This is a genomic window from Arthrobacter sp. 001422645, from assembly GCF_059816125.1.
The window spans coordinates 127857-140534 of sequence record NZ_JCBANT010000004.1; the positions used below are offsets into that span (position 1 = coordinate 127857).

At 67.1% G+C, this 12678-nt stretch carries 12 protein-coding genes; 3 read left to right on the top strand and 9 right to left on the bottom strand.

What is annotated here, in order from left to right; genetic code table 11:
* Window positions 1-15: 15 nt before the first annotated feature.
* From AC6EUH_RS06880 to AC6EUH_RS06890, 3 genes are all read right to left on the bottom strand, one after another.
* Window positions 16-1452 carry a class II fumarate hydratase gene (locus tag AC6EUH_RS06880; RefSeq protein WP_056433117.1) on the bottom strand — a complete coding sequence of 479 codons (1437 nt, stop codon included), beginning with the start codon at window positions 1450-1452 and terminating at the stop codon, window positions 16-18.
* 70 nt (window positions 1453-1522) lie between these two features.
* Window positions 1523-2137 carry a carbonic anhydrase gene (locus tag AC6EUH_RS06885; RefSeq protein WP_056433118.1) on the bottom strand — a complete coding sequence of 205 codons (615 nt, stop codon included), beginning with the start codon at window positions 2135-2137 and terminating at the stop codon, window positions 1523-1525.
* Window positions 2138-2147: 10 nt separating this feature from the next.
* On the bottom strand, window positions 2148-2855 hold the full coding sequence (locus AC6EUH_RS06890) for a DUF4245 domain-containing protein (RefSeq protein WP_442853908.1): 708 nt from the start codon (window positions 2853-2855) through the stop codon (window positions 2148-2150).
* Between the two features lie 224 nt (window positions 2856-3079).
* On the opposite strand from AC6EUH_RS06890, the gene glpX reads away from it, so the two are divergent.
* Window positions 3080-4102, top strand: coding sequence for a class II fructose-bisphosphatase (gene glpX / locus AC6EUH_RS06895; protein ID WP_200913083.1), 1023 nt, complete (start codon window positions 3080-3082; stop codon window positions 4100-4102).
* 394 nt (window positions 4103-4496) lie between these two features.
* Here glpX and AC6EUH_RS06900 read toward each other — a convergent pair whose 3' ends face one another.
* From AC6EUH_RS06900 to AC6EUH_RS06920, 5 genes are all read right to left on the bottom strand, one after another.
* Complete coding sequence (locus AC6EUH_RS06900) at window positions 4497-5489, bottom strand: lipid II:glycine glycyltransferase FemX (protein WP_499738170.1); 993 nt, start codon at window positions 5487-5489, stop codon at window positions 4497-4499.
* 4 nt (window positions 5490-5493) lie between these two features.
* Window positions 5494-6780 (bottom strand): mannose-6-phosphate isomerase, class I, encoded by a 1287-nt coding sequence (gene manA, locus AC6EUH_RS06905; RefSeq protein ID WP_499738171.1) that lies wholly within the window; start codon window positions 6778-6780, stop codon window positions 5494-5496.
* 72 nt (window positions 6781-6852) lie between these two features.
* A complete protein-coding gene (locus AC6EUH_RS06910) occupies window positions 6853-8505 on the bottom strand; it encodes an LCP family protein (RefSeq protein WP_056433128.1) in 1653 nt (550 codons plus the stop codon).
* Between the two features lie 10 nt (window positions 8506-8515).
* Window positions 8516-9040: a 5-(carboxyamino)imidazole ribonucleotide mutase gene (gene purE / locus AC6EUH_RS06915; protein ID WP_499738215.1), complete on the bottom strand. Its 525-nt coding sequence runs from the start codon at window positions 9038-9040 to the stop codon at window positions 8516-8518.
* Between the two features lie 86 nt (window positions 9041-9126).
* On the bottom strand, window positions 9127-10275 hold the full coding sequence (locus AC6EUH_RS06920) for a 5-(carboxyamino)imidazole ribonucleotide synthase (protein ID WP_499738216.1): 1149 nt from the start codon (window positions 10273-10275) through the stop codon (window positions 9127-9129).
* Window positions 10276-10487: 212 nt separating this feature from the next.
* Here AC6EUH_RS06920 and AC6EUH_RS06925 point away from each other — a divergent pair, with 212 nt between their 5' ends.
* Complete coding sequence (locus AC6EUH_RS06925; protein WP_499738172.1) at window positions 10488-11051, top strand: GtrA family protein; 564 nt, start codon at window positions 10488-10490, stop codon at window positions 11049-11051.
* 1 nt (window position 11052) lies between these two features.
* On the opposite strand, the gene AC6EUH_RS06930 is transcribed toward AC6EUH_RS06925, so the two are convergent.
* Window positions 11053-11757 carry a TIGR03089 family protein gene (locus AC6EUH_RS06930; protein WP_499738173.1) on the bottom strand — a complete coding sequence of 235 codons (705 nt, stop codon included), beginning with the start codon at window positions 11755-11757 and terminating at the stop codon, window positions 11053-11055.
* A gap of 351 nt (window positions 11758-12108) precedes the next feature.
* Here AC6EUH_RS06930 and AC6EUH_RS06935 point away from each other — a divergent pair, with 351 nt between their 5' ends.
* The gene (locus tag AC6EUH_RS06935) at window positions 12109-12651 is read left to right on the top strand and encodes a WhiB family transcriptional regulator (RefSeq protein WP_082492817.1); all 543 of its coding nucleotides are present in this window, start codon (window positions 12109-12111) and stop codon (window positions 12649-12651) included.
* Window positions 12652-12678: the final 27 nt, after the last annotated feature.

The following is a 12678-nucleotide window of genomic DNA, read 5'->3' on the forward strand; positions in this document are numbered from 1 at the left end:
GGCTGGGCGCGGGTGTCAGGCCTTGTGCGGGGGACGGGTCATGGACATCACGTCCAGGGCCGTGTCCAGCTGCTCCTCGGTCAGTTCGCCGCGGTCCAGGAAGCCCATTGCTACCACGGTTTCGCGGATGGTGAGGCCCTCGGCGACGGACTTCTTGGCGATCTTCGCGGCGTTTTCGTAGCCGATGAACTTGTTCAGCGGGGTGACGATGGACGGCGAGGCCTCGGCGAGGAAGCGGGCGCGCTCGACGTTGGCGGTGATGCCGTCAATCATCTTGTCCGCCATGACGCGGCTGGTGTTGGCCAGCAGGCGCGTGGATTCGAGCAGGTTGGCGGCCATCACGGGGATGCCGACGTTGAGCTCGAAGGCTCCGTTGGTGCCGGACCAGGCGATGGCCGTGTCGTTGCCGATTACCTGGGCGCAGACCATGATGGAGGCTTCGCAGATGACCGGATTGACCTTGCCGGGCATAATCGAGGAGCCCGGCTGCAGGTCAGGGATCGCGATTTCGCCGAGGCCGGTGTTGGGGCCGGAGCCCATCCAGCGCAGGTCGTTGTTGATCTTCATGAACGAGATCGCGATGTTGCGCAGCTGGCTGGAGGCCTCGATCAGGCCGTCACGGTTCGCCTGTGCCTCGAAGTGGTCGCGGGCCTCGGTCAGCGGCAGGCCGGTGTCGGCGGCCAGCAGTTCAATGACACGCTCCGGGAAACCGGCGGGGGTGTTGATGCCGGTGCCGACCGCGGTGCCGCCCAGCGGAACTTCCGCGACGCGGGGGAGGGCGGCATTGATGCGCTCGACGCCGTATCGGACCTGCGCCGCGTACCCGCCGAACTCCTGGCCCAATGTCACCGGCGTGGCATCCATCAGGTGCGTGCGGCCGGACTTGACGACGTCCTTGAACTCGACGGCCTTGCGCTCCAGGGACTCCGCGAGGTAGCCCAGTGCCGGGATGAGGTCGTTGATCAGGGCGGACGTGGCGGCCACGTGGACGGAAGTGGGGAAGACGTCGTTGGAGGACTGCGAGGCGTTGACGTGGTCGTTCGGGTGGACCACCTTGTCGCTGCCGCCGGCCTTGAGCGCGCGGGTGGCCAGTTCGGCGAGGACCTCGTTGGTGTTCATGTTGGACGAGGTGCCCGAACCGGTCTGGAACACGTCGATCGGGAAGTCGCCGTCGTACTTTCCGGTCGCGACCTCATCGGCGGCGTCCGCGATCGCCTGGGCGAGCTCGCCGTCGAGCACTCCCAGTTCTGCGTTGGCCTGGGCCGCGGCCTTCTTGACCCGGGCGAGGGCTTCGATGTGGGCGCGTTCCAGTGTCTTACCGGAGATGGGGAAGTTCTCGACAGCACGCTGCGTCTGGGCGCGGTACAGGGCGTTCACGGGGACGCGGACTTCGCCCATCGTGTCGTGTTCAATGCGGAACTCTTTGGTGTTCAACTCTTCTGTGGAAGTCATGGGGCTAGCTTATTGGGCGGAGGCGTTCCACCGAAAACCGTGAACGGCTTGCTACCCGCGCTGCAGGACGCTAGAGCTCGCCGATTCCGGACACGAGGTCCGCCCTGCCCTCGGCCAGGCTGTAGGCCAGGCCGATCACTGCCGCCCGGCCGCCGCCGACGGCATCGGAAATGACCCGCGAGCTGTCTACGAGCCGCTGCGACGTCTGTTTGACGTTCTCGACCACCATGTCGTTGACGTCGTGCTGGTTGTTGCGCAGCGAGGTCAGTACGGACGGTGTGATGCGCTCGACGAGGCTGCGCATGAAGCCGACGGGCATCTGTCCGGTCTCCACGGCGTTCTTGGTGGCCGTGACCGCTCCGCAGCTGTCGTGCCCGAGGACTACGATCAGCGGCACGCCAAGGACGCTGACGCTGTATTCGAGGGAACCGAGCACTGCGTCGTCGATCACCTGGCCTGCGGTGCGGACCACGAAGGCGTCCCCGAGGCCGAGGTCGAAGATAATTTCAGCGGCGAGCCGGGAATCCGAACAGCCGAAGATCACCGCGAACGGATGCTGGTTTTCCACGAGTGAGGAGCGTCGGGACGCGTCCTGGTTCGGATGGGACGATGCGCCGGACACGAAGCGTTCGTTGCCTTCGCGGAGGCGGCGCCAGGCAAGTGCTGGGGTGAGATAGGTGGCCACGGCCCCTACTTTACGGCGAAGTGGCGGCGGAAGGTGAAACTGTTGCGACCGCCGTGCTCCCGGGTGACGCGCCGGCTTTGGTGTCCAGGGCTTTCACGACCGCGGTTGCCAGCGTCGTGAATTCATCCAGCTGGGCGGAGCCTGTCAGGATGACGGTGGTCCCTCCGGCGTCGACAAGCACCATGCTCTTCTCGCCCTTGCCGGTGTCGCGGAGTTCCCAGTCCCGGCCGCCGGCGCTGCGGCTACCGGTGACGGGCGCGCTCTTGACCTGCTGGAGCAGCCAGGTGGGATTGGCCTGCCGGGTCTGGACCATTCCGATGAAGGCTTCCTTGGGGGTGAGGTAGCCCACCTCCCAGGTGGGGACGCCGCTGCCCGTGCCGGATTCCCAGCGGGCGTAATTGGCACGGAATGTTTCGCCGGTTTCCGGGGCCGCGGGTGTGAATCCCGCCACATCCGCGGCGTTCCGTGCCACGGCGCTGACGTTGATGTCCGGCCGGTAGCCGTCGGACTTGGGTGAGGGGTTCATCAGAACGATCGGCAGGAAAGTGGCGATGCTCAGGACCAGCGCAATGATCATCCCGATCACCGAGGCATTCGCACGTTTGGCCGCTCCGGCGGTCAGGACGGGCTTGACGGGCGGTTGGCCGGGGGCTTCCGTGCCGGTGGTCCCGGCAGGGGAGGCTGGGGCTGCGGGGGGCGTTTCCTGCAATTCACTCACCCCTCTATAGTCGCCCATTCCGGGCCGATCTCACATTCGGTGGTGCCGGGCGGGGCAGTGCCTGCCGTTTCACGGATTGGTCATTCCAAGACGCAGCTTTTCGCCGCGACTATGATCAGTAGCAGACGAGATCACTAACCAACGAATCACCGCGACGGATCGACCTGTCCGTGCGGCTTCAATGATCGCCACTCGAAGAAGAGGTTCACGTGACACCAGCGCCAATGACCCAGAAGTACTCCACGCTTTCCCCGTCTCTCGCCGTCGGCATCGACGAGCCGGACCGCAACCTCGCTCTGGAACTGGTCCGCGTCACCGAAGCCGCCGCCATCGCCGGCGGTCACTGGGTGGGGTTCGGGGACAAGAACAAGGCCGACGGCGCCGCCGTCGACGCCATGCGCTCCTTCCTCCAGACTGTCCACTTCAACGGTGTTGTGGTGATCGGTGAAGGTGAAAAGGACGAAGCCCCGATGCTCTTCAACGGGGAGCGCGTCGGCGACGGCACCGGCCCCGAGTGCGACGTCGCCGTCGACCCGATCGACGGAACCCGCCTGACCGCGCTGGGCATCAACAACGCCCTGGCCGTCCTCGCCGTCGCCGAGCGCGGCTCCATGTTCGACCCTTCCGCGGTCTTCTACATGGAAAAGCTCGTCACCGGCCCGGAAGCCGCCGACATGGTTGACCTGCGCCTGCCGGTCAAGCAGAACCTGCACCTGATCGCCAAGGCCAAGGGCGTCAAAGTCAACCAGCTCAACGTGATGATCCTGGACCGCGACCGGCACCGCCCGCTCGTGGAGGAGATCCGCGAGGCCGGTGCCCGGACCAAGTTCATCATGGACGGCGACGTCGCCGGCGCCATCGCCGCGGCCCGCTCCGGTACCGGGGTGGACGCCCTGATGGGCATCGGCGGAACGCCGGAAGGCATCGTCGCTGCCTGCGCCATCAAGTCCCTGGGCGGCGTGATCCAGGGCCGGCTGTGGCCCACCAGCGACGAAGAGAAGCAGAAGGCGATCGACGCCGGCCACGACCTGGACCGCGTGCTCTCCACCAACGATCTCGTCTCCAGCGACAACTGCTACTTCGCGGCCACGGGCATCACCGACGGCGACCTGCTCAAAGGTGTGCGCTACTCGAAGGACAAGGTCCTCACCCAGTCCATCGTGATGCGTTCCAAGTCCGGCACCATCCGCTTCGTTGATGGCGAGCACCAGGCCAGCAAGTGGGAGGGCTACGCCCGCAAGGGCTAGCATCCGCAGCACGAGCCAGAACATCCGGATCCCGGGGTGCGTTTCGCGCCCCGGGATCTGCTGTTTCCGGGCTAGTTTGCGGGATGGCCAGGCTGGCCGCGCTGGCCGCGACCGGGTCCAGCGGGGGACATGCCCAGTGGTCGGGTCCGGGATTGGACATAGTGGGGCTATGTCCATCCGCCATGTCCAGCGCGGGGCATGCCCAGCGGGGGAGGGATGCCCAGAGCTGGGTCCAGCGGGGGACATGCTCAGTGGTCGGGCCCGGGATTGGACATGGTGGGTCTATGTCCATCCGCCATGTCCAGCGTGGGGCATGCCCAGCCGCGGAGGGTGGGCAGCGCGGGGTGCGACGGCGGACCATGTCCAGTGGTGGAGCCCTGGCGCGGCAGTACAGCTAGCGTCGGAGCGCGCCTCGCACCCGGGCAGGCGCCGTCCGGGCCGCACGGACGCCGCGGCGGGCGGCCTGCGCGCCCCTCCGGGCCAGCTGGTACCCGCTGTAGCGCAGCTTGTTCACCGGCAGGTCCCAGGTTCCGGGATAGACCACCTCGCGCCCGCCGAAGGACTTCTTGAACGCCGTGAAGCCGGCCCATTTGTGGTCGGGCTGGTCCGCGGGGGCCACACCCCAGAGGTCCACGTGCTTCAAACCCTTGTCCTTGGCATCCGCCATCAGCGTGACCAGCAGCGGAATGCCGGCGCTGAGTTTCCGGTGCGCGTCATCCAGCGCGGCGTGCGCATAAGTGCGGGTATCCGCGGAGTCGTAGGCCAGGGCGGCGGCGATCGGCTCGCCCTCAAGCTCGGCGACGAAAAGCGTCGCGGCGCCGGCCGGCATGAGCGAGCGTGCAACCTGGGTCAGGTATTCGTCGCTCTGCGGCTTGAATCCGTTGCGCGCCGCCGTCAGGTGCAGGAACGTCAACAGCACCGATATGTCATCCGGGTCCTGGCTGGACCGGAACGTCACGCCCTTCTTGTGGATGTTCCGGTACAGGTTGCGGTTCACCGGCTTCATGTCCGCGAGGACATCCTTGAAGTCGCGGTCCACGTCCACGATCCAGCTCAGTTCGGGCTGCTGGTTGGCCGGGGCGGGCCGGAGGCCGCGCGTGCGCAGGAGCGCGTCGGCTTTGGCGGCCGCGAAGCCGGCATCCACGGGTTCAATCCGGACAAACACGGCCCCGCAGCTGCGGGCCAGGTCCGTGAGTGCCGCCAGCGCGGCGTCGAACGCGGTGAGGGAAGCTGCCACCGGACCGTAGGGTGCGTAGAGGAGCTTACCGGCCGGGTTGCTTTCCTCGATGGCCAGGAAACTCCAGCCGGGGCCCGAACGCTGGTGCACGGTCCGGCCAAGGCTGCGCTGGAACGCGGCCCACGGGGGGCTCTGCAGGAAGTGGTCCACGGTCTCAGCCTTTCAGGGCGGTGGTGACGGCAAAGGCCAGGGCGGTCCCGGTGGCACCGGACACGGCGTGTGCGTTGACCGGGGCCTCAGCCGCGGGCAGGAAGGCGCTTCCGCCGCGCTCCAGCCGCAGCTCGCCCTTGGGGGAGTCCAGGAGCACGGCGCCTGACACCACGATGATGACGGCGGGGCCCTCCTGTGCCAGCGGAACAGGGTCCGCGCCGGGCTCCAGCTCGACGCGCTGCAGCTGGAACTCCCGGAACGGCGGCCGGAAGACCTCCTGCCCCAGCATCGTGGTCTCGGGGAGGATCATGGGCAGGCCGACGGCGTCAAAGGACACGGTGCGGAGCAGTTCGGGCACGTCCACGAACTTCGGTGTCAGCCCGCCGCGCAGCACGTTGTCCGAGGAGGCCATGACCTCGATGCCGAGTCCGTGCAGGTAAGCATGGACGTTGCCGGCCGGGAGGTAGACAGCCTCGCCCGGTGCCAGCGAGATCCGGTTGAGCAGCAGCGAAATCAGCACGCCCGGATCGCCCGGGTACCGCTCGTTGAGTGTCACGACGGTGGAAAGCTCCGCCTGGTACGGCGCCGTCGGGGCGCCGGAGACGAGGGCGGCCACGATGGCCGACGTCGCGTCCGCGACGTCGGCGCCGCCGTTGATCAGCCGCTCGAAGGCCGAGCGCAGGGCGGTTTGTTCCTCGGGCTGCGCCAGATCCTGCATCAGCAGCGGGACCAGTGGAGGCAGTTCGAGGCCGGCGAGGTCAAAATCCGCCGCCAGCAGCTGGAAGACGGCACGCGCTTCGACCGCCGGCCGGAAGCCGCACAGCGCCTCGAACGGCGTCAGCGCGAAGATCATCTCGGGCTTGTGGTTGTCGTCCTTGTAGTTGCGTTCCGCCGCGGCGCGGTCCACCCCGGCGGCCTCCTCGCGGGCGAACCCGTCCCGGGCCTGGTCAAGTGTCGGGTGCACCTGGAGCGAGAGGGGGCTGTCGGCGGCCAGGACTTTGAGCAGGAAGGGAAGCCGGGGGCCGAATTCGGCGACGCTCTCGCGGCCCAGGTGGTGCTCCGGGTCTTCCGCGATCAGCGTATCCAGGGGCCGGCGTCCGCCATGGTCCGCGACCGCGGCATGGGCGCCCGCCGAACCGGACTGACTCAGCGCCACCGAGGGTGAGTCAGGGTGCGCGCCGATCCACAGCTCAGCCTCGGGACCGCCGGAAGCAGGCCTGCCGAGCAGCCCGGCGATGGCTGTGGTGGAGCCCCAGGCATAGGGCCGGAGGACATTTTCGAGTTCGTACACGGCCTGGGTGTCCCTATCTGTTGCGGAAGCTCCGTTGCGGAAGCCTGGTAAAGGAAAGAACGGTCACTGGAACTACAGTGGAGCGCATTGGCCGTTTGTGGCGACCAGGTTGCGGATCGACTGCTCGTCGCCATTGCGCTTGAACTCGTTCAGCATTTCTTCGGTGATCGGTTCGCCGTCCGGCGTCGTGGTCACCGGGGTGAAGTCCGACGACGACGGCGACGGTGCGGGCTGGGTGCCGGGCTGCGCGCCCGGTGTCCTGCCGGCTGCCGACAGCGGGCCGGGTACCTGGTCCTGCTGGAGGATCACGTCGTCGGCGGCACCCGCCGCGGGTGCCGGAGCGAGGAGGGCGTCGACTTTCTGGTGGATCTGGTCGAAGTCCGGGACCGTCGAGAAGGACGCGTCGAAATCGGGCGGCCCGATGGTGAGCCGGCGCATTTCCTGTCCCTTCGACTTCATCGCAAGGTCCACGAAACTCCCCAGCTGGCTGGCGGAAATGTTGGAGTCGACCACCTTGGTGCCGGCCTTGACGATGTCCTCGAACTTTGCCAGCAGGGTCGCCGGATCGAGCTGCTTCAGCATGGCCTGCTGGACGCACTGCTGGCGTGCGATGCGCGCGTAGTCGTCCACGAATTCGCGGGAGCGGCCGTACCAGAGGGCGTGGTAGCCGTCCAGGGTATTGTCGCCGGCCGGGATCCAGCCCAGCGGCATGCCGTGGATTCCGTTGGCCTCGTCAACGGTCTCGCCGCTGATCGGAACCCAGCCGCCGGCCTTGATCTTGATGCCGCCCATGGCATCGATGAGCCGTTCGAAGCCGTCCATGTCGACGAGGACGTAGGCCTGGACCTTGATGCCAAGCGTCCCGGACACGGCTTCCAGTGTGGCCTGCGCGCCGGGGTCTTCCACGCCGGGGTAGAGGTCCTTGTGCTCGTTGGTGACCTCGGTGTTGATGGCGTTGATGAGGCATTCATTGCCGCAGTCGTAGCCGTCGGGGTAGATGCTGCGCATCGGGGAGTCTTCGCTGAACTGCGCGTTCTGGAGGTTCCGGGGCACGGAGATGATGGCGGTCGCGCCGGTTGTGGCGTCCACGCTGATAACCGAGAGGCTGTCCGGCCGGCGGCCTGTGCGGTCGGACCCGGCGTCGCCGCCCATCATCAGGAAGTTGTACCGGCCTTCCGAGGGCTCCATTGCCGGTCCCGCGGAGAAGATGTTGCCGATGGCGTCCCGGCTCACGTTGAGCAGGTACGCGGCGTAGCCCAGCGATCCGCTGCTGAGGATCATCGCCAGCACCAGGGTGACCACGACGGCGGGGCGCACCTTCGGGGTCAGCAGTGCGGGCCGGATGAGCCGCAGTGTGTTGATGAACAGGGCTGCCCAGCCGACGGCCAGCGCCAGCAGGCAGAGAATGAGCAGCAGCGAGGCAATCGGGCTGGTGAACAGGTTGATCAGCGTCGGCCGGGATACCAGGAGGAGCACTGCCGCCAGGATGCCCAGCACCCAGACGGTGAGGGTGACACGCAGCGCAAACCGCCCCAGCCGCCGGTTGCCGGCAACGGTCTGGGCGCTGCCGGGCACCAGGAGTGTCATCAGGACCAGCAGGAACGCCCGCTTGGTCAGCACCGGGGCTGCCGCGCCCGAGGGATAGCGGACGGGATTGGTGAGGGACGACGCAGCCGTCCGGTTCCGCGGTGCCGGCTGGCGGGAAGGGGCGTAACTGTTGGTCATCCGGCGATCCCTAACGGCTGCCCCGGGTGACGACGTTTGCGTCGGCGAACACTTCGCTCACCTTCTGCCGCAGGTTCGCGCCCTTCCGGGTGGCGACGTCATTGAGCTCCTGGGCGAAATCGACCAGGGCGGCGCGGAGCTGTGCGGCCAGGGGGTCCGTCCCGGAGGCCAGCATGCGCACGGCCAGAAGGCCGGCATTCCGGGCTCCGCCGATGGATACGGTCGCGACCGGGACCCCGGCGGGCATCTGGACAATGGAGAGCAGGGAGTCCATTCCGTCGAGGGTCTTGAGCGGCACCGGGACGCCGATGACCGGCAGAGGCGTGACGGAGGCGAGCATGCCCGGCAGGTGCGCGGCACCGCCGGCGCCGGCGATGATGACCCGCAGGCCGCGTTCGTGGGCCGTCTGGCCGTAGCGGACCATTTCGAGCGGCATGCGGTGCGCGGAGACCACGTCCGCCTCAAAGGGGATGCCGAACTCGGCGAGGGCCTCGGCAGCAGCCTCCATCACCGGCCAGTCGGAGTCCGAGCCCATCACGAGCCCGACGAGGGGGGCATCGGCCCCGGCATCCGCCGCGGCCGGGAACTGGGCGTCGGTGGCGGGGGCTGTGTTGCTGGCGCTCATGGGTTCTCCTCGTGGGCTCCCGCAGCGTTGCGGGGCTGCGCCCTTCCGTTGCGGATGATGTTGGCGACCGTGGTGGCGCGTTCGCGCACGGAGTCGACGTCGGCCACGGAGCCGCCGACGAGGTTGACGTGGCCGATCTTGCGGCCCGGGCGGACGGCCTTGCCGTAGCAGTGGACCTTCGCCGCGGGCTCGCTGGCGAGGGCCGAGGGGTAGGCGGAGAACAGATTCTGGTTCTCGCCGCCCAGGAAGTTCTTCATGACGACCACCGGACCGAGCAGGTCGGTGGCACCGAGGGGCAGGTTGAGGATGGCCCGGAGGTGCTGTTCGAACTGGCTGGTCACCGAGCCATCCTGGGTCCAGTGGCCGGTGTTGTGCGGACGCATGGCGAGTTCGTTGATCAGGAAGCCTGCTCCCACGCCGGGGGTCTCGAACAGTTCGACGGCCATCACGCCAGTGACACCAAGTTCGCTGGCGATCCGGAGGGCGGCGTTCTCGGCCGCGGCCGCGACCTCCAGCGGGATGTCCAGGGCCGGGGCGATGACTTCATCGCAGACGCCGTCGACCTGGATCGTGTGCACCACGGGCCAGGCCCGAGCTTCGCCGTCGGGGGTCCGGGCCACCAGGGCCGAGAGTTCGCGGCTGAACTCCACCTTGGCTTCGGCAAGCAGCGGCGACATTGCGGCGAACCAGTCGGCTGTGTCCGCGGCGTCCGCTGCGGAGTCCACGATCCGTACGCCTTTGCCGTCGTAGCCGCCGCGCGGGGTCTTGAGGACCACCGGCCAGCCGGTTTCATCGCCAAATGCGATCAGCCCGGCGACGTCGTCCACGGAGGCCCAGCGCGGATTGGGCAGCTCCAGCCTGTCGATGGCCGCCCGCATCACAAGCTTGTCCTGGGCGTTGACCAGGGCATCCGGTCCGGGGTGGACGTTGACGCCGGCGCGCTGCAGGGAACGGAGGTGCTCCGTGGGCACATGCTCGTGGTCGAACGTCAGGACGTCGAGGCCGCGGGAAAACTCCAGGAGGTGGTCCAGATCCGTGTAATCACCGACCGGGGCGTTGGCCACGGCGGAGACGGCTGAGACGTCCTCACCTTCGGCAAGGACACGGAGCTCGAAGCCCAGGGCGGTGGCCGCCGGGGCCATCATTCGGGCGAGTTGGCCGCCGCCAACAACACCGATCACAGGAAAAGTCACAAGTCCCAGCCTACCGAAAGCCATGCCATATCCCGGCTTTTTGAAATTCCGGGGCGGGCGCAGCCGGGATACGCGGACCGCGCGCCGGGGGGAGCTCCCGGCATTCAGCGCTAAAATGGGCAGTTGGCCCAAAGGCCGACAGTTCACGAAGGCCACGGAGGGTCATGATTACTACACTTACGGAGCGCTTGCGCGGGCTCGCCTCGCTCTTCTGGCGCGAAGTGGCCAAGTTTGGTGCGGTGGGCGGTGTTGCGTTCATCATCGACAACGGACTCACGTACTACCTGATGCACGGCCCGATGACCGACAGCGAGGCCAAGGCCCGCTTCGTCGGCGCCACCATCGCCACCATCTTTTCCTGGATCGCGAACCGCTTCTGGACCTTCCGCCACCGGCGCCAGGACAACGTGGTCCGTGAGTTCCTGATGTTCATCCTGATCAACGGCATCGGCATCGGCATCTCCACCGGCTTGACCGCCCTCGCCAAATACGGCTTCGGTGTTACGGACAAGAACATGCTGTTCGCTGCCGGAGTGGTAGGCATCCTCGTCGCCACCGTCGTCCGCTTCTTTGCGTACCGCTTCCTGGTGTTCAACAAGGAACTCGACGAAGAGCCGGAGTTCTCCCACGACCACGAGATCATCGAACGCCACCCCCACACCAGGGAGGGCGTCCGCGTCGAGGGCGTTGCCGTCAAGGATCCGGAACTGCCCGGCCCGCAGGCCTAGGTCAGCTGCCGTTGACGCGCTCGTCGGCGAGCAGCTTCTCTGTCACCACGACGTCGGGGTGCACCAGCACCACTGAGCCGTCGCTGCGCCAAGCGCCGAGGGACTGGGCCAGGGCAGATTCCAGTCCCTCGATGGCGGGCACCAGCAGCCTGATGCCGTCGTCGTGCGTGGCCGCGAAGCCGTCCAGCAGTCCGGCGTGGGTGTATTCGGCCCCGGTGGCGTCCAGCACGGCACGCCGCGACCCTTCCGGATCCACATGCGCCATAAAAACATCGCCGTGGGAGCGCACCTCGGCTGCGTAGTCCACGACGCCGGTGGGCAGCTCGCCCGGCCACCGCATGGCCAGCGCCGGCAGCGCCACCGCGACGACGGCGTCGAACGCCCCCTGCGCTGCTCCGGGGGCCGGGTCGGCTGTCGCCAGCAGTTCGGCCCCGGCGTCGCCGAAGACCACCTCCATGCCGAGCTGCCAGGCCGCCAGGGCGAGGATCACCGACTTCCAGTGCGCCGGCAGGTCCAGTCTCAGCCGCGTCCCGGGTTCGGCATCGAGTTCGTCCTGCAGGAGGTTGCTCGTTTTGGCGACCCAGTTGTCCAACACCCGGCCGGAAAGCTCCACGCGCTCGGCATCGGGGCCGTACCAGGTCAGCCGGGGGGAGGTGGCCTGGCCGGAACGCAGGGCTGTCATCAGTTCGATTGCCGGGATGCTCATGGCTTCATCTTGCCACGGAGAGGGCGACTGTGATCTCCGTCATACGCCGCCAGCGTACGTTGGCCAGCGCGCCCGAACTGCCGCGGGAAGATTCGCGGGAACTCGGCAAAAACTCGTTAAAGTGCTCAGTACCCTGATTATTCCGCGGGTTCTCCGGGGCGGGGCCAAAAAAACCCGGGCGTGGCGTGCCCCGGATTTGGATCTCAAGTTGATTATTATCTCCGCCGTGGCTTGACTCCCGGATACTTACACACGTGTAATTAGGTATCGAAGGCCAATGCGCAGAAACCGGCACACAACCGAGTGTCCGAGGTTCAGTCAAAGGCTGCAAAAATCAGAGAGGGAACGCCAATGGGGCTAGCAGAGCGTATCCATGAAGAGGCCGTCGTTGCTGGGCAGGCCACGGCCAAATACCGTTCACGCGGGGTGCCGAGCGACTGGTATGTAGATCCGGCCGATCCGGACGCGGCAGACCGGTACAACGAACACACAAAAGACTCGCTGCAGGATCAGGCGACCGCCTTCCTCGCGGCGCATGACGAACTTTTGGCCGGTCCGGACCACGACAACGATCTTCACGATCCGCCGATGGAACTTCAGACCCTCCACGCGGGAACCACCGCGCAGCCGGTCTGGATCGGATTGCCCTCCCAGCAGGACTTCGACGATGAAGGCGAGCTGGGCTGGCAGACGGACGCGCTCTGTGCACAGACCGACCCGGAGGCATTCTTCCCCGAGAAGGGCGGCTCCACCCGCGACGCCAAAAAGGTCTGCGGAGCGTGCAACGTCCGCTCGCAGTGCCTCGAATACGCTCTGTCCAACGACGAGCGGTTCGGAATCTGGGGTGGCCTCTCGGAGCGCGAGCGGCGCCGGCTTAGGAAGCGAGCGATCTAATTCTTCAGGAAGTTCGAGTCACCGCCG